The organism is Sphingorhabdus sp. (assembly GCF_040079335.1).
In the GTDB taxonomy this organism is placed as follows: domain Bacteria; phylum Pseudomonadota; class Alphaproteobacteria; order Sphingomonadales; family Sphingomonadaceae; genus Sphingorhabdus_B.
Genome location: NZ_JBEBKL010000017.1, coordinates 20,429 through 40,474, shown reverse-complemented (window position 1 = coordinate 40,474; position 20,046 = coordinate 20,429). Strand labels below are relative to the sequence as shown.

Annotated in this window: 21 protein-coding genes; 13 read left to right on the top strand and 8 right to left on the bottom strand. The window is 59.2% G+C overall.

What is annotated here, in order from left to right; translation table 11 throughout:
- The first annotated feature begins 9 nt into the window (after nt 1-9).
- The 4 genes from ABL922_RS06890 (at nt 10) to ABL922_RS06875 (ending at nt 1,935) form a co-directional block, all read left to right on the top strand.
- On the top strand, nt 10-312 hold the full coding sequence (locus ABL922_RS06890) for a hypothetical protein (RefSeq protein ID WP_349023472.1): 303 nt from the start codon (nt 10-12) through the stop codon (nt 310-312).
- Nucleotides 313-433: 121 nt separating this feature from the next.
- Entirely contained in the window at nt 434-988 is a 555-nt protein-coding gene (locus tag ABL922_RS06885) for a TspO/MBR family protein (RefSeq protein ID WP_349023471.1), read from the top strand.
- Nucleotides 989-991: 3 nt separating this feature from the next.
- Nucleotides 992-1,303, top strand: coding sequence for an accessory factor UbiK family protein (locus ABL922_RS06880; RefSeq protein ID WP_349023470.1), 312 nt, complete (start codon nt 992-994; stop codon nt 1,301-1,303).
- A 119-nt stretch (nt 1,304-1,422) separates the two neighbouring features.
- Nucleotides 1,423-1,935: a YbjN domain-containing protein gene (locus ABL922_RS06875; protein WP_115550441.1), complete on the top strand. Its 513-nt coding sequence runs from the start codon at nt 1,423-1,425 to the stop codon at nt 1,933-1,935.
- Between the two features lie 3 nt (nt 1,936-1,938).
- On the opposite strand, the gene ABL922_RS06870 is transcribed toward ABL922_RS06875, so the two are convergent.
- A complete protein-coding gene (locus tag ABL922_RS06870) occupies nt 1,939-2,349 on the bottom strand; it encodes a PaaI family thioesterase (protein ID WP_349023469.1) in 411 nt (136 codons plus the stop codon).
- Nucleotides 2,346-2,813 (bottom strand): PaaI family thioesterase, encoded by a 468-nt coding sequence (locus ABL922_RS06865; RefSeq protein ID WP_349023468.1) that lies wholly within the window; start codon nt 2,811-2,813, stop codon nt 2,346-2,348. The genes ABL922_RS06870 and ABL922_RS06865 overlap by 4 nt, the downstream gene beginning before the upstream one ends.
- Nucleotides 2,814-2,895: 82 nt before the next feature.
- Here ABL922_RS06865 and ABL922_RS06860 point away from each other — a divergent pair, with 82 nt between their 5' ends.
- The gene (locus ABL922_RS06860) at nt 2,896-3,381 is read left to right on the top strand and encodes an MmcB family DNA repair protein (RefSeq protein ID WP_349023467.1); all 486 of its coding nucleotides are present in this window, start codon (nt 2,896-2,898) and stop codon (nt 3,379-3,381) included.
- Nucleotides 3,382-3,531: 150 nt separating this feature from the next.
- Here the strand turns inward: ABL922_RS06860 and ABL922_RS06855 are convergent, their stop codons facing one another.
- From ABL922_RS06855 to ABL922_RS06845, 3 genes are all read right to left on the bottom strand, one after another.
- Nucleotides 3,532-5,460: a DUF3604 domain-containing protein gene (locus ABL922_RS06855; RefSeq protein ID WP_349023466.1), complete on the bottom strand. Its 1,929-nt coding sequence runs from the start codon at nt 5,458-5,460 to the stop codon at nt 3,532-3,534.
- A 77-nt stretch (nt 5,461-5,537) separates the two neighbouring features.
- Nucleotides 5,538-6,326, bottom strand: a complete 789-nt coding sequence (locus ABL922_RS06850) for a sterol desaturase family protein (protein WP_349023465.1) — start codon at nt 6,324-6,326, stop codon at nt 5,538-5,540.
- A 3-nt stretch (nt 6,327-6,329) separates the two neighbouring features.
- Nucleotides 6,330-7,424 (bottom strand): alkene reductase, encoded by a 1,095-nt coding sequence (locus tag ABL922_RS06845; protein ID WP_349023464.1) that lies wholly within the window; start codon nt 7,422-7,424, stop codon nt 6,330-6,332.
- A 75-nt stretch (nt 7,425-7,499) separates the two neighbouring features.
- On the opposite strand from ABL922_RS06845, the gene ABL922_RS06840 reads away from it, so the two are divergent.
- The 8 genes from ABL922_RS06840 (at nt 7,500) to ABL922_RS06805 (ending at nt 15,109) form a co-directional block, all read left to right on the top strand.
- On the top strand, nt 7,500-8,387 hold the full coding sequence (locus ABL922_RS06840; RefSeq protein WP_349023463.1) for a DMT family transporter: 888 nt from the start codon (nt 7,500-7,502) through the stop codon (nt 8,385-8,387).
- A 9-nt stretch (nt 8,388-8,396) separates the two neighbouring features.
- A complete protein-coding gene (locus ABL922_RS06835) occupies nt 8,397-9,065 on the top strand; it encodes a COQ9 family protein (protein ID WP_349023462.1) in 669 nt (222 codons plus the stop codon).
- Between the two features lie 44 nt (nt 9,066-9,109).
- A complete protein-coding gene (locus ABL922_RS06830; protein WP_349023461.1) occupies nt 9,110-9,352 on the top strand; it encodes a FeoA family protein in 243 nt (80 codons plus the stop codon).
- Nucleotides 9,349-11,199 (top strand): ferrous iron transporter B, encoded by a 1,851-nt coding sequence (locus ABL922_RS06825; RefSeq protein ID WP_349023460.1) that lies wholly within the window; start codon nt 9,349-9,351, stop codon nt 11,197-11,199. Before ABL922_RS06830 ends, ABL922_RS06825 begins: the two co-directional genes overlap by 4 nt.
- A 39-nt stretch (nt 11,200-11,238) precedes the next feature.
- On the top strand, nt 11,239-11,754 hold the full coding sequence (ssb, locus tag ABL922_RS06820; RefSeq protein WP_349023459.1) for a single-stranded DNA-binding protein: 516 nt from the start codon (nt 11,239-11,241) through the stop codon (nt 11,752-11,754).
- A 22-nt stretch (nt 11,755-11,776) separates the two neighbouring features.
- The gene (locus ABL922_RS06815) at nt 11,777-12,457 is read left to right on the top strand and encodes a TVP38/TMEM64 family protein (protein ID WP_349023458.1); all 681 of its coding nucleotides are present in this window, start codon (nt 11,777-11,779) and stop codon (nt 12,455-12,457) included.
- The gene (locus ABL922_RS06810) at nt 12,447-13,919 is read left to right on the top strand and encodes an FAD-dependent oxidoreductase (protein ID WP_349023457.1); all 1,473 of its coding nucleotides are present in this window, start codon (nt 12,447-12,449) and stop codon (nt 13,917-13,919) included. Before ABL922_RS06815 ends, ABL922_RS06810 begins: the two co-directional genes overlap by 11 nt.
- 122 nt (nt 13,920-14,041) lie before the next feature.
- Nucleotides 14,042-15,109, top strand: a complete 1,068-nt coding sequence (locus ABL922_RS06805) for a transglutaminase-like cysteine peptidase (RefSeq protein ID WP_349023456.1) — start codon at nt 14,042-14,044, stop codon at nt 15,107-15,109.
- A gap of 300 nt (nt 15,110-15,409) precedes the next feature.
- On the opposite strand, the gene ABL922_RS06800 is transcribed toward ABL922_RS06805, so the two are convergent.
- Genes ABL922_RS06800 through ABL922_RS06790 form a run of 3 tightly spaced genes read right to left on the bottom strand, consistent with a single transcriptional unit; the run spans nt 15,410 to nt 19,922 of the window.
- Complete coding sequence (locus tag ABL922_RS06800) at nt 15,410-16,693, bottom strand: HlyD family type I secretion periplasmic adaptor subunit (protein WP_349023455.1); 1,284 nt, start codon at nt 16,691-16,693, stop codon at nt 15,410-15,412.
- Entirely contained in the window at nt 16,690-17,784 is a 1,095-nt protein-coding gene (locus ABL922_RS06795; RefSeq protein WP_349023454.1) for a cell wall hydrolase, read from the bottom strand. The genes ABL922_RS06800 and ABL922_RS06795 overlap by 4 nt, the downstream gene beginning before the upstream one ends.
- 2 nt (nt 17,785-17,786) lie before the next feature.
- Complete coding sequence (locus ABL922_RS06790; RefSeq protein ID WP_349023453.1) at nt 17,787-19,922, bottom strand: type I secretion system permease/ATPase; 2,136 nt, start codon at nt 19,920-19,922, stop codon at nt 17,787-17,789.
- Between the last annotated feature and the right edge of the window lie 124 nt (nt 19,923-20,046).

The following is a 20,046-nucleotide window of genomic DNA, read 5'->3' as shown; positions in this document are numbered from 1 at the left end:
AGAAGATTAATGGCAGCAGTAGATGGCGATTGGGAAGTAACCGTCAAAAGCCCGATGGGCGACCAGAAATCGGTTCTGACCATCAACAGCAGTGGTGACAGCTTCACCGGCAAAATGCAGGGCAGCCTGGGTTCGATGGACATTGCCAATGGCAGCGTCAGCGGTAACACATTGAGCTGGAAGATGGACATGACGGTTCCGATGCCGATGACGCTCGACTGCACCGCCACCGTCGATGGCGACAGCATCACTGGCGAAGTCAAGGCAGGTGCCTTTGGTTCGATGCCGGTTTCGGGTACGCGCAAGGCGTAAACCACCTCAAAAATTTGAAATTCAGGCGGGCCGCTCCCCTTTTGGGTGAGCGGCCTTGTCGTTTCTGGATGTGGTGCGTAAGACTTTGGTTTGCCGATTCTTATAGGCCGAAGGGAATAGAATGAGCCAGCTTGCCTCTCCCTCCCAATTGCGGATGTCGCTGTTGCGATGGGCCTTGTTCGTTATCCCGACGATCATGCTGCTCGGATTTCTCTCCGGCACAATTTCCGGGTCGGGTGAGCAGAATAGCTGGTTTGCCGAACTGGTGAAGCCAGAGGCGCAGCCGCCGGGCTGGGCCTTCGGTGTCGTCTGGCCGATCCTGTATCTGCTGATGGGCATCGCATTCTCAATGATCTTGAATGCACGAGGGGCGCGGCTGCGCGGCATCGCCATAGCGCTGTTCCTCGTCCAGTTGGCCTTAAACCTCTATTGGTCGCCGCTGTTTTTTGGTCAGCATCAGGTGACGGCCGCTTTCTATCTTTTGCTCGCGATTTGGGCAACGGCACTGGCCACAACCATCGTCTTCGGACGTGTCCGCCCCGTCGCCGCATGGCTGTTGGTGCCTTATCTTGCCTGGCTCAGCTTTGCCGCAATCCTCAATTACCAGATCGACCGATTGAACCCCGATGCAGAGCGCCTATATGTGCCAGCAGCAACTTCCGAAATCGGAGCCTGAGCCATGCAGAGTGACAAGCGTATTTTCGACGATCTTTCCAAATTCCTGAACGGCGTTGCCGGAACGGTCGCGGGCATGGGGCGCGAAGCCGAGGCTGGATTTCGCGAACGCACCCGCGAATGGGTTGCCGGCATGGATCTTGTCAGCCGCGAGGAGTTCGACGCTGTTAAGCAAATGGCGGCGACGGCGCGTGCCGAGGCCGAAGAGTTGAAGGCGCGTGTCACTGCCCTTGAAGCCGCTTCTGGTAAACCAAAACAGGCGCCGAAAGCGGCAGCAAAGCCAGCGCCTAAGCCTAAGGCAACGCCCAAGAAATAAAGGGCTTAGCGCCCTTATCCACATATGGCCCACAGACTAATGCACCTTAGGGTGCATCGGCGGTTGCGCGCGAGTCCGGCGACGGGCATTTACCATGCATAACAAGCGACAGGGCCGCGATGCGCAATCAGGACGAAGACTTTACCGAGTTCGAGCGCGAAGAGACTGCGCCACTCGACATGCTCGCCGCGCTTTTTGAAGCGCGCGGCTGGGATTTTGAGCCGGTCAGCGACGAAGAAGTCAGCGCTGAATTCAAGGGCAGTTGGACCAGCTACCAGATAAGAGCAATCTGGCGCGAGGAAGACAATGCGCTGCAATTGCTCGTCATGCCCGACGTCACCGTTCCCAGCGACAAGCGTGACGATGTCTATAAGGCTTTGGGCCTGATCAACGAACAACTCTGGATTGGCCATTTCGATCTCTGGTCGTCAAACGGCATGCTGCTATTCCGGCACGGCAGCCTGTTGCCGCCAAATGGACTGTTGGGGGTCGACCAAGCGCAGACGATCATCGACGTCGCGCTCGACGAGTGCGAACGCTTTTATCCGGTATTCCAGTTCATCATCTGGGGCGGCAAATCGCCCGAAGATGCGATCACCGCTGCGCTGGTGGAAACGCACGGCGAGGCCTGAGCCTCAACTCCGTTTCAGCAGATAGTGCAAATAGGCGATCGTGATCGGCTTGGCCGGATCATCCTGCCACGCGCGCGCCTCGACATTGGCCATGGTGCGGCCCAGACGGGTGACTTCACCCACGGCATAGGTCGTCTGCGGCGTCCCACCGCGCATGAAATCGATTGTGACATTGACCTGCTTAAAGCTCGCTTCGTCACCACGTTCGTGCAGCGCGTGCTGGATTGCCGCAACAGCTGCCATTTCGAGTAAACCCGAAATGGCTCCACCATGCAGGAAGCCGGGCCGCCCCTGCACCTTGTTGGCGAAGGGCATCTCGATCAATGGCGCGCCATTGTGCAGCCCAATGATCGTCATATCGAGCGCGCGCGCATAAGGCGGCAGCAATTCGGTGCGGGGGTCTGGCGTTGTCATCCGAGGCGATCCCCCACGCGGATGAAGGTGCCGCTGACATGCGCCAAAGGCTCATCGAGATTGCCATTATGCGCAACGCCGCGAACGAAACCGATGCTGTGTGACAGATGATAGCAATAGCCGCGCCCAAAGACTTTCGCGCCTTTGGGGGAGGGGCGGAGATAATCGACGCGCAGGTCCATCGTCACCTGCGGACGGAATTCCTGCAGCTTGGTCCAGATCGACATGCTGGTGGCATTGTCCATCAGGCTGATAACAACAGCAGAGGCAAGCACGCCGGTATTGGGGTCGCCAACCAGATCCTCGCGCCAGTCAATGGCCAGTTCGACCCAGTCCTCGCCATGGCCGACATAGTCCATGCCGAGGAACCCTCCATGGCCTGCCTTGCCCATGAAGCTGATCGCGATCCGTGGATCGAAGCCGCCATGTTCGGCAGCCAGTTCAGCTATCGTCTTGTCGCTCATGCCCATTCCCTATCTGCGCAGCAGGTCGCTGCCAAGGCAGAAAGGGCTTTATCTTGTTCGCGCTTCGTTCTAGCCATGCGGCATGGCGAGCAACTCTATCAGCATGCAAATTGATTCGGCGGCGGTGGCGCGTGGCGTCAGTCGGTTATTCCTGCGCAACCAGATCATGGTCCAGCCAGAGGTCAGCTTGCGCAACAATCGCCGCGCCGACCTGATGGGCATCAACGCCAAGGGCGAGGTAATTGTCGTCGAGATAAAGGTATCGCGTGCCGACCTGCTGGGCGACCAGAAATGGCCTGAATATCTCGATTATTGCGATCGCTTCTTCTGGGCGGTGCCCGCTGGATTCGATTTCTCCCCGATTGAAGGGGAGGCATTCATGCCCGAGCGTACCGGATTGATCGTCGCGGATGCCTATGATGCCGAAATCGTCCGCTCCGCCGCCCTCGTTCCGCTGGCGGCGGCGCGGCGCAAGGTCGAGATGCAGCGTCTCGCGCGGCTAGCCATGCGCCGGCTGATGGGAATCGCCGATCCCGATCCGACACTGGCCGGGATTATTGCAGAGTAGCATAAACAACGGGGTCTTATTTGCACCGTAGCCCTGAGCCTGTCGTGCCATCGGCCACCAAAGGTGAACGGCGCCTCTCAGATGTTGCTCAAACTATATAGGCGTGCTTCGACAGGCTCAGCACTACGGTTTTATGTTTAGCGAAGTGCCCTAAACCGTCGGATTATACCAGATCGGCGAGGTGTAGGCCCGCTCCTGCGACTTCAGCTCGGTTTCGGGAAGCAGCTTTGCTCCAAAACGCAGCGCATCAAACAGCACCCAGCGCGGCGTCGGAATTTCGAGTACCCGGACATAATAAAAAGCGCGCTGGCCGGGGTTGAACTCCGGATCGCTCCACACCGAACGCAGCTCGGGGGCGCCGATGCTGTTGGTGTAGCTGGCCTTGGCGATGTCAACGGTGTCGCCCACCGGGGTCAGCTTGCCGCCAACCAGTTTGCGTGTGTCGGGTGATGACCAGCTTACCTCGAAGACCTTCTCCTGCAGCTTGCCCGAAGCATCGACCCAGCCCTTAACCACTTGTACGCGGTCTAGATTGGCGCCTTCGGGGTCCTTGAGTGCAGAAATCAGAAAGCTTGGTTTGCCGGTGCCGGCTTTGAGGTCCGCCCCCATAGGAACGCCGCGCGCATAACCAGTCTTTACCCAGTCACCCGACCAGTCCTTGTCGCTGAAGTCCCAGCCGCCAAAAACGCGCACCTGCATGCGTGGACCTGTGGTGGCATAAACCTCCCGCCGCATCATCGCGTCGAAGATCGCGGCACGGGTGTTGGCGGTCGCCCAAACAGCTGCATAGCCACCTGCCAGATAGTGCCAACCAAAGCGGCCTTCGCGGGTGCCCAGATTCTGCGCTTGCGAAGCCCGCTCGGAATTGGGTTCGCCATCCGAATGCTTGCCGAAGAAATTATCCTCGTCAGATGTGGCAAGTGCGGTGTGGCTGTCGGTCGAACCAATCAGGCCGAATTTGTAGGGGTTAACCCCGGTTTTGGCCTCGACAGCTAATCCGCGCTTCAGTGCCTCGCGCACATAATCGCCCGCCAGCATGTCGGGTGTCTTTTTGCGCTGCATTGTCAGATTGCCCAATTCCCAACCCGCATCGCCGAAATTGGCGAACTCGTCATTGGGTGAAAGGAAGGGGTGGCTTTCGCTGTCCCCCTTGATCTGGGTGATTTCGACCAAAGGTTCGCGGGCTGCACGCCGACGTGCATAATCGGCGGTCATCGGTCCACCGCCAGGCTGAACCATTTCGAACATCAGCCCATTGGAAACATTGCTGTTGTGCGGGATGGCCAGCATCTTGCCGCCAGTATTTTTCTCATAGGCGTCCATATAGTCCCACAATTTGTCGACCGTTTCGGTGCCTTCGGTCTGCGGGTCATAGGGACGAACCTTGTCGGCACGCGGCTTGCCATCGCGTAGGATCACAACGCGGTGCAAATTGTCGCCATTGGGCATCAGGGTATATTCGAAACCCATGAAGGCGGTGAACTTGCCCGGTTCGTTATAGCGTTCGACAATGCCGGTATGGCTCGTCCAGATTTTCATCGTGCCTTTGGCTTGCTCTTCGCGTGGAAGGATGCCCGCCAGCTTGCCTTCGCCGGCCGCATTGATCAGTTCCATCGTCGCCTTCTGGCGGCCTTTCTGGCCCTCGTGCATCAGATCGTGCCAACGCAGCAGCGTTGGATCCTTGATCATGAACCGCGGCGCTTCATATAATCGCTGGGTAGCGCCAAGTCCGCCACTATGGTCGGCGATGACGAGGAAATCGAGCGGGCGTTCAAGCTTGGCTTTGAGCCCCCAGGTGGATTTGACTTCCTCGCCCCGAGCAAAACGCAGCGCTTCTTCGGGCCCCAACTTCACGCCAAAGCCGAAGGCGTCAATCGAGTTGGAGGTGTGGAGATGGGTATCTCCCCAAAGCAATTTGGTCGCGACGCCGCTGGTTACTTCCTTGTCATTGGCCGCCTGGCTGTCTTCGGCCTTGCTTGCTTCGCGGTTCGCATTGAATGCTCCCCAGCCAAAATATAGCCCCGCGCCTACCGCCGCAGCGGCAACGGTGCCCAATGCAACCTTGCGAAATGATGCCATTATCCCTCTCCCTCGCCGGGAAAATTGCGCTTTTAGATGCCGCGCGTCAATACCTTCCGATGTGTCAGTAGCTGACGTTACGTCAACGGTAATTTCAGGCTGATTCCCGCATGAGACGGTCGCGCATCCTGCATGTCGGCTAAGCCGATTGACTGCAGATGGCGGCCATTTTCCGACTCATCCACATAGGTTCCAAACAGGCGGTCCCAGATAGTCAGCGCGAAACCGTAGTTGCTCTGTTGCTCACGCATAATGACGCTGTGGTGGACAAGGTGCATATCGGGGGTAACAAGGCATAGCCGGACAATCCGGTCAAGCCAGCGTGGCAGTTCGATATTGCCATGATTGAACGCGGCATTGGCCGCTAGCCAGGCCTCGAACGCGATGATGATGGGCGCCGAGAAGCCAAGCAGCAGCACCCAGCCGGTCTTCCACAATACGGAAAATGCAATCTCACCGGGGTGGAAGCGGATAGCCGTCGAGACGTCGATATCGGGATCGGCGTGATGCACCTTGTGGAAACGCCAAAGCAGCGGAACCTTGTGGGTCAGCCGATGTTGCAGCCACATCGCAAAATCGAGCAGCAGGAACGCGCTCAGCCATTCGGCCCATAAAGGAAGCGCAATCTGGTTGAACAACCCGATGCCCTTCGTTTCGGCCCAGAAAGCAGCAGCGGGAACAGCGATAATCCACGCCAACAGCAAGACAGTCGCACGGTTGCACACAAATAGGATCAGGCTGGTGGTCCAGCGACGCAAACGGCCGAAGCGCAGTGCACGCCTCGGCCGCATGGTTTCGAGAAGGGCGATCAGCACAAAGACGACGGCTGGCATTAGCGCGACCAGCTTTGTGCCGTTATCGCCCATGGCTCAGGCCGCTTCGGCCTCCAGCGCCGGATAGTCGGTATAGCCTTCGGCACCCGGCGAATACCAGGTCTTGAAATTGTCGGGCGCTATTTCGGCCCCGCTTCGCAGACGCTCGACCAGATCGGGGTTGGAGATGTATGGACGGCCAAAGCTGATCGCGTCGGCGAGGCCGCTTGCGATGTCGGCCTGTGCGGTCTCCAGCGTATATTCCTGATTGAGCACCAGCGGGTTGGTGAACACTTTGCGGATTTCCGGCGAAACCGGCTGGACATCGCTGGTACCGAAATTGCCGAAAGTTTTCTGCTCGCGCAGTTCGAGGAAAGCGATGCCGACCTTTTGCAATGCCGCCGCCGCAGCGGTGAACAGGCCGACAGGGTCGCTATCGTCGCAACCTTGCGTTTCGCCATTGGGAGACAGGCGGACCGAGGTGCGGTCGGCGCCGACAGTGTCGGATACAGCCTGCGCGACTTCGGTGGTCAGGCGGATACGGTTTTCGATCGAGCCGCCATAATTATCGTCGCGGAAGTTCGAATTTTCGCGCAGGAACTGGTCGAGCAAATAGCCATTGGCGCTGTGGATCTGGACGCCATCGAAGCCGGCTGCCATCGCATTTTTCGCGGCGTTCACATAATCGCCGATCAGCCGGGGGATTTCATCGAGCCGCAATGCCCGCGCCTCTACATATTCCTTCTTGCCTTCATAGGTATGGGCAAAGCCCGGTGCGGTCGTGGCTGAGGCGGAGACGGGTTGGCCGCCACTGAGGAAATCTGAATGCACCAGCCGGCCCATATGCCACAGCTGGAGGATGATGCGGCCGTCGGCCTTGTGCACGGCATCGGTCACCGGCTTCCACGCCTCTACCTGTTCGTTGGACCAGATCCCGGGCGCGGATGGCCAGCCTGAGCCTTCCTGGCTGATGCCTGTGGCCTCGGCGATGATCAGTCCAGCATTGGCGCGCTGCGCATAATAGTCTGCCTTGAGGGCGCTGATCGGCACATGCACGCCTTCGCTGCGCCCGCGTGTGAGCGGTGCCATCAGGATGCGGTTGGGGGCGTGGATCGCGCCGAGCTGGATCGGATCGAAAAGGCTGGTGGTCATGGTCGCTTGCTTTCCCTATTGGCGTTGCTTGCCTTTTAACATGCGGATACGGGTTGCAAATTGCAACGGGGGTTTATGGCGGACAAGCAAATCTTTCAAAAGGCCCCCGCACTTGTCTTTGCCGCGTTGATCGCGGGCAATGTCTGCATCGCGTTCGGGCCGCTGCTGGTTCGTTTGTCCGATACCGGGCCGATTGCGACCGGATTCTGGCGGCTGGCGCTGGCTACGCCATTTCTTGCTTTTATTGGCTATCGTGCCGGGTTCCGGATCCAGTCGATGCCAAAAGGGCTGTTGGGGCTGGTGTTACTGGCAGGATTCTTCTTTGCGGTGGATATCGTCGCCTGGCATATCGGTATCTTCAAAACCAAGCTGGGCAATGCGACCTTGCTCGCCAATTGCGCCAGCTTGTTGCTCGCCATTTATGGCATATTCCTTGCGCGTAAATTGCCGCCGCCGATGCAGGGCGCGGCGATACTGCTCGCCTTTGCAGGTGCGGCTTTGTTGATGGGGCAAAGTTTTGAAATCTCGCCCGAGCACTTTGAAGGTGACTGGCTGAGCCTGCTCGCAGGGCTGTTCTATACCTTCTATCTGCTCGCAATGATCCGGGTGCGCGAAAGCACCGAAAGCTGGTCGTCCTTGGCGCTGGCTTCGGGCTCGGCCGCCTTGTTCCTGTTGCCGGTCGCATGGTTAGCGGGCGAACAAATCCTCCCCGGCAACTGGACGCCGCTGATCATCCTTGCCTTGTCGAGCCAAGTGCTGGGACAGGGGTTTTTGACCTATGCCCTGCCGCATTTCAGCCCGCTCATCATAGGGCTGGCGCTGCTATTGCAGCCCGCGCTTTCGGCATTTGCAGGATGGGCTGCGTTTGACGAAGCGATGACGCCGCTCGACTATATTGGCGGAGCGATGGTGATGGCGGCTTTGGTGCTGGTTCGCCTTGCCGAGGGGCGGGCAAAGGCTTAGACGCGACTCATGGCTTCTGCACCGCTCCCCGCCAACCCGACGCTTGATGAAATCCGCAATGCCGTGGCCCCGCGCCTTGCTTCGCATGCCGCTTTTGACGGCTGGACTGACAAGGGGGTTGAATCAGCGGCAATGGAGATAGGCGTCGACGCTGATCTTGCGAAATTGTCGCTTAAAGGCGGCCCGATGGCTTTGATCGAGGCATGGATCGGTTCGGTCGATGCCGAAATGGCCCGCCGCCTGCCGCCTGAAAAACTCGATTCGATGAAGATTCGTCAGCGGATAACCACTCTGGTCGCGACCCGCCTCGAAATCGCAGCCCCTGATCGTGAGGGGCAGCGCCGCGCGCTGGCCATCATGGCGATGCCGCAAAATGTCGCGGCTGCCGCGCGCATCGGCTGGCGCAGTGCCGACCGGATGTGGCGGTTGGCGGGGGACTCCGCGACCGATTTCAACCATTATACCAAACGGATGACTTTATCGGCGGTCTATGCCTCGACGCTCGCGGTGTTCGTCAACGACGATAGCGATGACTTTGCCGAGACGCGCGCCTTCCTCGACCGGCGCATCGAAAATGTGATGCAGTTTGAAAAGGCTAAGGCACAGGCAAAGAAACGGCGTGAATATGTGCCCAGCCTTTCACGGTTCATCGGACGTTTGCGTTACCCGCCACGCTAGATAATGCGCTTGCCTTTATTGCGAAACATTATCAAAAAGCCCTCGTGAATCTCGACACTCTCCCCATTCGGGCTTCGGCCCGTATCACTTCGATCGACTGGATAGCGATTCCGGAAACCGAAGGCCATCGCTTGCGTTCGCTGGGATTTGACGCTGGCGTGACGGTGGAGGCGCTGCACAAGGGCATATTGTTCTGGCGTGATCCGATTGCGGTTCGGGTTGGCCGTATGACCGTCGCACTGCGCCGCAAGGTCGCCATCGCCATTGCCTGTGAGCTTGTAGCATGACCGAAGCGGTGCCTCTGGTAGCGTTGGTCGGCAATCCCAATGCCGGGAAAAGCGCTCTGTTCAACGCACTCACCGGTGCCCGCCAGAAAATCGCCAACTATCCCGGCGTCACGGTTGAGCGGAAATCGGGGCGCGCCACATTTGCCGACGGACGCCCGGTGGAGCTGATCGACCTTCCTGGAGCCTATAGTCTTGAGCCGGACAGCCTCGATGAAGCAGTCACTCGTGACGTTGTCCTCGGCCGGTTTGATGGCCAGCGCCGACCCGACGCACTGATTGTTGTCGTCGATGCAGGCAATCTCGACAACCATCTGCGTTTTGCGCTCGAACTGATCGGGCAGGGGTTGCCGACCGTAGTCGCGCTCAACATGGTCGATCTCGCATCGCGCGATGGTCTCGAGCTTGATGCCGCCAAACTTGCGCATGAACTAGGTGTACCTGTAGTCCCGACCGTTGCCGTGCGAAAACGCGGTCTTGAAATACTGCTTGATGAACTTGCGCAGGAACTGAGCACGCACATAGTCGCGCCTGAGGTGCCAAAGGGACGCGCTGACATCACCAGACGCGCGCACGAAATTTCACGAGTGGCGATTGTCAGCGAAACGCAGGGACGTCAGTGGACGCGGCGTCTGGACAATGTCCTGCTGCATCCCGTGGGCGGCATAGTCGTCTTGCTCGCCTTGCTCTTTGTGATGTTCCAGGCGGTCTATGCCTGGTCAGAGGCGCCGATTGGCTGGATCGAAACCGGCTTTGCGATGTTGACCGACACGATAAACGGCGCGGTGCCGGATAGCATCTTCCGATCCTTCCTCACCGATGGTGTGATTGCAGGTGTCGGGGCGGTGGTCGTTTTTCTGCCGCAGATATTGATCCTCTTCCTCTTCATTCTGCTGCTCGAGGCGTCGGGTTATATGACGCGCGCCGCCTTTGTGATGGACAGGATGATGGCGGCGGTCGGCCTATCGGGGCATAGTTTCATTCCGCTGCTGTCGTCTTTTGCCTGTGCCATTCCCGGTATCATGGCGACCCGTTCGATCATGGATCAAAAGGAACGTCTGGCGACGATCCTGATCGCGCCATTGATGACCTGCTCGGCGCGTTTGCCCGTTTACACAGTTATAATCGGCGCCTTTATTCCTTCGGTCGGTGTTGGCCCGGGCATCGGCTTGCAAGGACTTGTGCTCTTTGCACTCTATATTGCGGGCATAGTCGGTGCGATGCTGGCGGCGGCTGTGATCCAACGCTTTGTCACGCAGAGCCGCGGGGGCAGTTTCCTGATCGAAATGCCCCGTTACCAGCTTCCACGCGTCCGCGATATTGCACTGGGTCTCTGGCAGCGTGCGTTGGTCTTTCTGCGCCGTGCGGGCACGATCATTTTTGTCGCAACCATCATCTTGTGGGCGTTGTTGAGCTTCCCCAAGGTTCCAGTCGGCAGCAGCGAAAGCCAGGTCGAATATTCGATTGCCGGGCGTATCGCAGACGGGATTGAACCGATTGTGCGCCCGATCGGTTTCAACCACGATATTGCGCTGGCGATCATCCCTGCGATGGCTGCGCGCGAAGTCGCGGTTTCGGCACTCGCCACCGCTTATGCCATCGATGCCGACGATGAAGAGGAACAGGCGTCGAGCCTAGGCATGAAACTGGCGGGCAACTGGTCGCTGGCTACCGCGCTGGCCTTCCTCGCTTGGTTCGTCTTCGCGCCGCAATGCATCTCGACCATCGCGGTGACGCGGCGCGAGACCAATGGCTGGAAATGGCCCATCTTCATGGTCGTCTATCTCTTTACGCTCGCATATGCTGCCGCCGGGATTACTTATTGGACAGCCCGTGCCTTCGGCTTATAGCAGTGGGCAGAATCCCAATTTCAACAGGCGAGGAACAATATGGCGGGCAGCGTCAATAAGGTTATTTTGGTCGGCAATCTGGGCGCGGACCCCGAGGTGAAGTCATTCCAAAATGGTGGTCGCATCTGCAATTTGCGGATTGCGACATCCGAAGATTGGAAAGACCGCCAGACCGGCGAGAAGAAAGAGCGCACCGAATGGCACAGCGTCGTGCTGCAGTCAGACGGGCTGGTCGGCGTCGCCGAACGCTTTCTGCGCAAGGGCTCCAAAGTCTATATCGAGGGCCAGTTGCGCACGCGCAAATGGCAGGACCAGTCGGGCAATGATCGCTACACCACCGAAATCAGCGTTGCCGGTTTTGACGGCAAGCTGGTGATGCTCGATGGCGCCAAGGGCGGTTCGGGCGGTGGTAATGATGGCTGGGGCAGTGGCAGCGGCGCCTCCTCGGGCGCTGGCGCGGGTGGTGGCCAATCCGGCGGTGGCTGGCAAGGCGGCTCCTCGGGCTTTGGCGGCGGGGACTTCTCTGATGACCTTGACGATGACGTGCCGTTTTGATCGGCAATAGGGTTCTGACAGCATGAACAAACGCATCGCCCTGCTGGCTCTGCTCGCAGCGGCGATTGCGGCCTATTTCTGGTTCGACCTTGGCCAATATCTCAGCCTCGACGCGTTTAAGGCGCAACAGGCGCAGATCATCGCGGCCAAGGACGCCAACCCGCTGCTTTACATCGGCGGCTTCTTCCTGATCTATGTGATCGTCACAGCCCTCTCATTACCGGGGGCGGCGATCATGTCACTGGTGGCGGGCGCGTTGTTCGGCGTGGTCATCGGCACGATCATCGTCTCCTTTGCCTCATCGATAGGGGCGACGCTCGCCTTCCTGTCGGCGCGCTTCCTGCTCCGCGATTGGGTGCAATCGAAATTTGGTGAGCGCCTCAAGCCGATTGATGACGGCATTGCCCGCGACGGGGCAATGTATCTCTTCACGATACGCCTGATCCCGCTTTTCCCCTTTTTCGTCGTCAATCTGCTGATGGGGCTGACGCGGATCAAGACACGGACCTTTTATTGGGTCAGCCAGATTGGCATGCTGCCCGCAACGGTCGTTTTCGTGAATGCAGGCACGCAGATCAGCAAGATCGATTCGCCCGCAGGTCTACTCTCGCCCACGCTCATCGGCTCCTTCGTGCTGCTCGGTATTTTTCCGTGGATTGCACGCGGGCTGGTCGCGGCGGTGAAGAAGGTCAATGCCCGCTAGCTGGACCAAACCGCGTAAGTTTGACCGCAACCTGATCGTGATCGGGGCGGGGGCGGCGGGGCTGGTATCGTCCTATATCGCTGCGATGGCCAAGGCCAAGGTTACTCTGATCGAAGCCCATGACATGGGCGGTGACTGCCTCAACACCGGTTGTGTTCCTTCAAAGGCACTGCTCAAAAGCGCACGCGTGGCGCATGGCGCGCGCGATGCAGCGCGCTATGGCATCGGCACTGGAGAGGTAAAGGTCGACTTTCCGCGCGTGATGCAGCGTATTCGTGAAGTCATCACCGCGATCGAGCCGCATGACAGTATTGAACGCTTTACCGGCCTGGGTGTCGACTGCATCACGGGCTATGCGCGTTTTGTTGATCCGTGGACCGTGGATATCGCCAAGGCTGATGGCAGCAGCCAGCGCCTGACCGCAAAAGCCTTCGTCATCGCAACTGGTGCCGCGCCTGTCGTGCCGCCGATCCCCGGCGTAGAGACAAGCGGCTATCTGACCAGCGAAACTTTGTGGAACGAAATGGCCACACGCAAATCAGCACCTGCGCGTCTTGCCATTTTGGGTGGCGGCCCGATCGGTTGCGAACTGGCACAAGCCTTCCAGCGACTGGGCAGTCAGGTGACCTTGGTCGAAATGGCCGACCGGCTGATGCTCAAGGAAGATGCAGAAGCGGCGGCACTGGTGACGGAGACGCTGAAACAAGAGGGTGTTGATGTTTGTATCGGGCATAAGGCCATACGCTTTAATGCTGGAAAGCAACTGCTGGTCGAAGCCGCAGCCGTTCAGTCGGCAGTCGCCTATGATGATCTCATCATCGCGGTCGGACGCAAGGCGCGCGTGACTGGGTTTGGCTTGGAAGAGCTGGGTCTGCTGGTCGACGGGCGATTGGCCGTCGACGCAAAGCTGGCGACTGCCCTACCGCATATTTTTGTGGCCGGCGATGTCGCCGGAAACCAGCAACTCACCCACGGTGCTAGTCATGAAGCCTGGTATGCGACCGTCAATGCGCTGGCGCGACCGTTCAAAAGCTACAAGGCCGATTACCGTGTGCTGCCACGCGTAACCTACACCGATCCGGAGGTAGCGAGCGTCGGCTTAACCGAATTGGAAGCACAGGCGCAGAGCGTCGCTTATGACGTGACCCGCTACGATCTCGACGATCTCGACCGTGCAATTGCGGAGGGCGAGACGCATGGCTTCGTCAAGATTCTGACCGCGCCTGGTAAAGACCGGATATTGGGCGCGACTATTGTCGCCAGCCATGCAGGTGAAATGATCGCCGAGCTGGTCTTTGCAATGCGCTACAATCTGCCTCTCGGAAAGCTGATGGCGGTCATTCATAGTTACCCGACATGGAGCGAAGCGAATAAATTTGCGGCCGGGCAATATCGGCTGGCAAGGAAACCGGAGCGTTTGCAACGCTTGGCGCAGCGCTGGTTCGATTGGCAGCGTGGCTGAAATCCGTCGCTAAATAATCTTCACTAAAAGCCGTTAACCCTTTTTCGTCGCACTTCGTCGACCATGATCGTCAACCATAGCGTTCAACGCTAAATTGTCCTTTCCCTGCAATTTAGGGCAGCATGAAAATCCATGCTCCCAGCGGAAAAAAGCGCAGTGCCCGTCTTGCCCAAGCGACGGTCGCCCTGACGGCCAGCCTGTGCCCGACTTCGGCCTGGGCCTTGATCGTGCCGCCACCGGCCCACGAACAAAGCTGCCCTGTCGCATATGATACGGCTATGGCGACGCCGGCTTTGGTGCCGACCAAGACAGAGGCGATATTGGGCGGCGCGCGCAGCAAGCTCGACGAACTGCGCGCGCAGCAGGCTGCAGCTGCCGCACCCGTGCAAGTGCAACAAGTCGCGATGCTGGCACCGGCTGCCGGGCCAACTACTGTTGCGGCGGCACCTTGCGCGGCGATGGCTTTCACCCGCTTGCCGAGCTTCGCGCCCGAACCCGATCTGGATCCGCGTGTGCGGGCCACCCAGTGGGTGTCGCGTCTGGCCGCCGTTTCGATCATGCGTCGCCCGCAGATGCAGCCCGGGCTGATGCTGCCCAAGGTCGACACCAGCAAACCCAATGTGTTCGGCAGCGTCGCCCTTTCGGTCGGGCGCACTCCGCTCGACAGCAAATGGCAGCGCGCGCAGGCTTCGGCCTTGTCTGGCCGTGCCGGGCCGTGGCGCGGTGTGGTTGGCGAAGCCCGCGGTCTCGATCAGGCGGCGAAGATCGATCTGATCAACAGCTGGGTCAACCGCCGCGTTAATTTCATCGACGATTCGGTTCGCTTCAAGGTCGCCGACCGCTGGGCGACCGCGACCGAAACCTTGCGCGCCGGGCAGGGCGATTGCGAGGATTATGCGATTGCCAAGATGAAGCTGCTCGAGGCGGCAGGTGTTGCCCGCAACGACATGTTCCTTGTCATTGCCAAGGATCTTGTCCGCCGGGCCGACCATGCGTTGCTTGTCGTTCGCAATGGTGACCGGCTGATGGTGCTTGATAACAACACCGACCGCATCGTCGATGCCGCATCGATCCGCGATTACCGCCCGGTGATGAGCTATTCGGCGGGCAAGGCATGGCTGCATGGCTATGCAACCCAGACCACAGAGGTTCAGCAAGCACCTATCCGCATCGCCGCGCTTGGCAGCTAAATTATCCTGTTGAAATGTAGGATTTATTTTGCCAGCTTGGCGATACTCGCGACGCAAGCGGACGGTCTGGCTCTTTGACAATGTGCGCTTTGTTTCCTCCAGTTCCCAAGCCCAAGACTTCGACAGGATGTAGGATATTTTCTGTCGCCGGGCTTTTCAAAAGTGCCGATTTTGGCGTCAAGTTCGTCAAGCATGTGTCACCCTGATCGTAACGATGGGCAGAATACCTTGGACGACATTGGTGTCAGTTTTGTCAACTTTGGCGTTGGGTTCGTCCCGATTTGTCGCTTTTGACTGCCCTCAGCGTTCGCGCAGCGCTTCCGAGCGGGCCTTGATCAGAGGTTTGAGCAGATAGCTCAAGATGCTCTTGCGCCCGGTGATGATTTCGACGTCGCAGATCATGCCCGGGCTGATTGGCAGGCGTTTGCCAGCCGACAGCAGATAGGATTTGTCGGTTTCCACAACGACCGTGAAATAGGCCTCTTTGGCGACCTCATCATAAATGCTGTCAGCGGAGACCTGCACGACGCGACCCGATAGGCCTCCATAAATCGAAAAATCATAAGCGGTGACTTTGACATTCGCCCTGTCACCGACCTTGATGAAGGCAATGTCGCTGGGCGTCACACGCGCTTCGACCAGCAGCTTGTCGCCCACCGGCACTACCTGCATGATCTTCTCGCCGGCCTGGACGAAACCGCCGATCGTTGTCACCTGTACATCGTTGACCACGCCATCGACGGGCGAGCGGATTTCTGCACGGTTCACGCGGCCGGCAGCACCTTTGAGCGACTGTTCGTTGACCGCCATCTTGGTGGTGATCTGGCTGCGCTCGTCGAGCGCTTCCTGTTTGAACTGGAAGCCGGCTTCGGATGCCTGTGCCTGCGCCTCGGCGATGCCTGCCTGAGCGCGCGATGCAGCCTGCTGGGCGGCGGCCAGTCGGCCCTGAATGTCGGTGACTTCGCGTTGGGCGGAGAGCAATTCAGTTTGCGGCACGATCGATTTGGCGGCGAGCGGAGCCAGCATGTTGACCTGACTTTGCGCCAGTTGGAGGCTCTGCCGCAGGCTCGCTACAGTAGCTTGTGCTTCTCCATAATCGCGGCGTCTTTGTTCAACAGCTGATCCCAAGGCCGAAATCCGGCTGCGCAATGCAGAGGCACGTACCGACTGCAAAGCTGCTTCCTGCCGGCATTCCTCGGCTATGCTGCCATCCGGATTGGGCGGACAATCTCCACCTGTTCCGCCCTCTCGGGAAAGACGTGCTGCGCGGGCGGATAGCGAACGGTTTTCGGCAGCGATCTGGCCGAGTTGCGACGAGGATTCGGTATCGTCAAGACGCACCAGAAGCTGCCCCTTGCGTACGCGCTGGCCGGAACGGACGAGGATGTCCTTGATTGATGCAGGCTCTGCAGCCTGCACCAACTGCATCTTGCTCGACGGGATGACCCGGCCTTGGCCGCGGGTGACCTCGTCAATCTGGGCAAAGCTTGCCCAGATCAGGAACAGCAGGAACCCGGCGGTGGCGGCAACGATGATCTGGCGCGAGCCGCTTTGGCTCCGGTACCAATCGAGTATAGCTCTCATTGCCCACCCATAGCAGTTTTCACTGTTTCCGCACCACCACTAGACTGGCGCTGGGTCACGGCGGAGGATGCGCCGCGGGTCTCGCGCGGATCAGGAATGCTGAGCGTCCAGCCCTTGCTGATATCCAGGCGACCGCCCACGTCATTTTCGGCGGCCCGCATCGGAACCAGTTCCGGTGCCAGCTTTGAACGCGCCAGCGCCTCGGTCTGCTGGTCGACGGTCAACTGCTCGGTGATGAGGCCTTCCTCACCCAGCGCTGCCAGATTCGTCAAAGTAGGAATGCCTTCTACGCCCGAATAGCTGTCGGTGAATGCACCGGGCATGCCCCATTTGCCGGGCCAGCGATAAAAGATGTGCGCCCCCAGTTGCGAAATCTTGGTCAGCTTGGGGGCCCAATATGGCGAAACATAGTTGGCGTGATAATGCGTTGCTTGCCCAACCGAGCGTTCGACATAACCAGTCAGCGATTCACGCGCCACCGCCTCGGCTGCGGCCCATGCGGCGGCAGAAGGCTTGCGGTTGAGCGAGCCGTCGCAGGTGAAGCTGAACTGGCACACGCGCTGGTTCGATCCCTGATAGACGACGCCGCACACCGAGTTGGGGAAGGCCGGATGGCGCACACGGTTGAGCACGACCTGTGCAACCGCGCGGCGGCCCTGCAGCGGCTCATAGGCGGCTTCGAAATAGACCGCCTGCGTCATGCATTGCAGCGCCGTCAGCCCAGCGCCTGAAAAATAGTTACGGATCGCGAACGGTTTCGCAGCAAGGATTGGTGCCTCGGAGAAGGGCAGGGCTTCATTCTTCGCAAGCGCATCGTCGCCAACCAGCTCAGGCTTTTCAAGCGCTGCCTCGGTGATCGAGAGCAGGGCCTGCCGTTCCTTTTCGCTCATTTGCGGCACCGCGGCTGCCTGGGCGGGCTCGCCTAAACCAAGCATCGGTAGCAGGCGCGAAAGATCGGTGTCGCGCATCGAGACCGCGAATAAAGCGAGCGCGGTCAATATCCCGAAGAATATCAGAACGGGTCGGTTCGACCTTTTGGCGTTTTCGGGCGCTGCAGGGTCTTTCGTCGCGTCGAGTAGGGATGCGTGCATGGTCATTCTCCCGCCAAGCCAGCCTTGGCAAGTATCTGATCCCGCGGCCCGTCTGCGATGATGCGACCCTTGTCGATCACGATTAGACGATCGACAATCGCGAGCATGGCGTTGCGGTGGGTGGAAACGATGAGCGTCTGTTCTGGCTTCATGGCCTTGTTGAGACGATCAATGAAAAGGCGTTCGGTTTGCGTGTCCATCGCGCCGGTAGGTTCGTCGAGGAACAACAAATTGCAGGGTTCGACCAATGCGCGGGCCAGAACCATGAAGCTGCGTTGCCCGCCCGAAAGGCGCGAGCCGCGCTCACCGATATGCAGGTCAAAGCCAGCGGCATCGCGACCGATAAAGCCATCGGCGCCAGAGGCGGCGACCGCGGCCAGCAGGCGTTCCTCATCCAGATTGCGTGCGCCGAGCAAAAGATTCTCACGAACGGTGCCGCTGAACAATTCGGCATCCTGCCCGACGAAACGCAAGGCTGCGCGCAGTTCGTGCGGGTGGTGCTGACGGCTATCGAGTCCATCGATGCGGTAGCTGCCTTCGGTTGGCTCATAGAGCCCGCAGATGAGGCGGCCGAGCGTCGATTTGCCCGAGGCGACGCGACCGATCAGGCCAATGCGCTCGCCGGGTTTGATCTTCAGATTAATGTCCGAAAGCGATTCCTTGCCCGCTTCGGGATAGCTGAAACCGACATGATCGAGTTCAATCTGCCCTTGCGAGATTACCGGGACAACCGAGCGGCTTCCCTTCTCGCGCTCGTCGCCTTGTTCCATCAACGTCTGCAGGCTGGCAAGCGTGACAAAGGCCTGGCGACCGCGCGTCATCAGGAATGCCAATTGGCCGACCGGCGACAGCGATTTGCCCGCGAGCATCACGATGGCGATAATCCCGCCCATCGAAATTGCGCCCGCACTGAACATGTAAAAGCCGCCGATGACCAAAGCGACATTGGTTGCCTGCTGACAAAATGCAGCAAGGTTGACCGCAGTTGCCGTCAGGTTGCGCAGCTTTTCCTGCGTTTGCGCGCTGGCGGAGGAATAGCGTTGCCAGCGGCCCAGCATGCGGCCTTCGGCACGGCACGCCTTCAATGTTTCGATTCCGCTGATAGATTCGATCAGCGCCGATTGCTGCAGGCTTGAATCGGCCTGCGCGTCGAGGGCGGCTTGTCCCATCGATTTCTGTAGCAGAAAACCCGCCGCTGCCATGACGATCATCGCGACAACCGGGATCAGCGCCAGCCATCCTGCAAGAATGGCGATCAGCGCAACGAAGAGGAACAGGAACAGGATGTCGACGACCAGCACAATCGTGGTCGACGCGAAGAAATCGCGGACCATTTCATAGTCGGTGACACGACGTGCCAAGGCGCCGGTGCTGCCCTTGCGTTCCGACATGGGCAGGTTGAGCACCTTTTCGAACAGCCGTTGCGAAAGACGGGCATCGAGTGCGCGGCCCAGTTCGTCGACTAGCCGGGTTCGTGCCAGTCGCAACCCGAATTCAACCGAGATGGCTATCGCCACACCAAGGGCCAGCACCCAGAGGCTGGTGACCGACTTGTTCGGGATGATCCGGTCATAAACATTCATCGTGAACAGCGGCAGGGCAAAGGCGAGCAGATTGATCACCAATGCGGCCAGCATCACATAGAGGAAGGATTTGCGAACCCTCCAGACCTCGCTCCAGAACCAGTGGTTGCGGCGAACCTTTTCCCACGGGCGCTCGCCTTCGCGGTCGCGACTGGGATCAGGATCCACAATGACGGCTTGGCCGCTATAAACAGCATCCAACGCACCGCTATCGACCCACACACGGTCCGAACTTCCGGGCAGCTGGATTTCACACGCCTTGCCGTTAACAGCGTGCAGGATCAGCGAACGACCCTGTCCTGCAGACAAAATTGCGGGCAGATCGCGCGCTTGCCAGCCGCGCAGGCGACGGCTTGTGGCTTCGCCGCGCAGGCCAATCTGGTCGAGCGCGGTTTCGGCTTGATGGAAGGGTAATAGACCCGCTTCATCCAGCGCGAGGCCGGCGCGGATCGAGGCAGGCGAAGACGGACGCTCGTTCTGCGCCGCCAGCACGCTGATGCATGCAAGCAACTCGTCACCTTGCGGCGGAGTATTATGCCACTCTTCCAGCGTCAAATGCCAACTCCTGTAAAATCTGAATCAGCGAGTCCGGGCCAAAGCCCTGTCGTGGCAGCTTCCACTAAACGCACTTTCGAAGAGTCAAAAACGGGTTAACCAACATTGTCACATTTTTCGCTGC

What these genes read in the sequence shown, in the direction of transcription:
- ABL922_RS06890 (WP_349023472.1), top strand. Translation starts at nt 10, where the DNA reads ATGGCAGCAGTAGATGGCGATTGGGAAGTAACCGTCAAAAGCCCGATG.
- ssb (WP_349023459.1), top strand. Translation starts at nt 11,239, where the DNA reads ATGGCGGGCAGCGTCAATAAGGTTATTTTGGTCGGCAATCTGGGCGCG.
- ABL922_RS06845 (WP_349023464.1), bottom strand. Translation starts at nt 7,424, where the DNA reads ATGACCACCAGCCTTTTCGATCCGATCCAGCTCGGCGCGATCCACGCC.
- ABL922_RS06850 (WP_349023465.1), bottom strand. Translation starts at nt 6,326, where the DNA reads ATGGGCGATAACGGCACAAAGCTGGTCGCGCTAATGCCAGCCGTCGTC.
- ABL922_RS06805 (WP_349023456.1), top strand. Translation starts at nt 14,042, where the DNA reads ATGAAAATCCATGCTCCCAGCGGAAAAAAGCGCAGTGCCCGTCTTGCC.
- ABL922_RS06815 (WP_349023458.1), top strand. Translation starts at nt 11,777, where the DNA reads ATGAACAAACGCATCGCCCTGCTGGCTCTGCTCGCAGCGGCGATTGCG.
- ABL922_RS06810 (WP_349023457.1), top strand. Translation starts at nt 12,447, where the DNA reads ATGCCCGCTAGCTGGACCAAACCGCGTAAGTTTGACCGCAACCTGATC.
- ABL922_RS06875 (WP_115550441.1), top strand. Translation starts at nt 1,423, where the DNA reads ATGCGCAATCAGGACGAAGACTTTACCGAGTTCGAGCGCGAAGAGACT.
- ABL922_RS06825 (WP_349023460.1), top strand. Translation starts at nt 9,349, where the DNA reads ATGACCGAAGCGGTGCCTCTGGTAGCGTTGGTCGGCAATCCCAATGCC.
- ABL922_RS06840 (WP_349023463.1), top strand. Translation starts at nt 7,500, where the DNA reads ATGGCGGACAAGCAAATCTTTCAAAAGGCCCCCGCACTTGTCTTTGCC.
- ABL922_RS06795 (WP_349023454.1), bottom strand. Translation starts at nt 17,784, where the DNA reads ATGCACGCATCCCTACTCGACGCGACGAAAGACCCTGCAGCGCCCGAA.
- ABL922_RS06860 (WP_349023467.1), top strand. Translation starts at nt 2,896, where the DNA reads ATGGCGAGCAACTCTATCAGCATGCAAATTGATTCGGCGGCGGTGGCG.
- ABL922_RS06835 (WP_349023462.1), top strand. Translation starts at nt 8,397, where the DNA reads ATGGCTTCTGCACCGCTCCCCGCCAACCCGACGCTTGATGAAATCCGC.
- ABL922_RS06800 (WP_349023455.1), bottom strand. Translation starts at nt 16,693, where the DNA reads ATGAGAGCTATACTCGATTGGTACCGGAGCCAAAGCGGCTCGCGCCAG.
- ABL922_RS06865 (WP_349023468.1), bottom strand. Translation starts at nt 2,813, where the DNA reads ATGAGCGACAAGACGATAGCTGAACTGGCTGCCGAACATGGCGGCTTC.
- ABL922_RS06880 (WP_349023470.1), top strand. Translation starts at nt 992, where the DNA reads ATGCAGAGTGACAAGCGTATTTTCGACGATCTTTCCAAATTCCTGAAC.
- ABL922_RS06885 (WP_349023471.1), top strand. Translation starts at nt 434, where the DNA reads ATGAGCCAGCTTGCCTCTCCCTCCCAATTGCGGATGTCGCTGTTGCGA.
- ABL922_RS06870 (WP_349023469.1), bottom strand. Translation starts at nt 2,349, where the DNA reads ATGACAACGCCAGACCCCCGCACCGAATTGCTGCCGCCTTATGCGCGC.
- ABL922_RS06855 (WP_349023466.1), bottom strand. Translation starts at nt 5,460, where the DNA reads ATGGCATCATTTCGCAAGGTTGCATTGGGCACCGTTGCCGCTGCGGCG.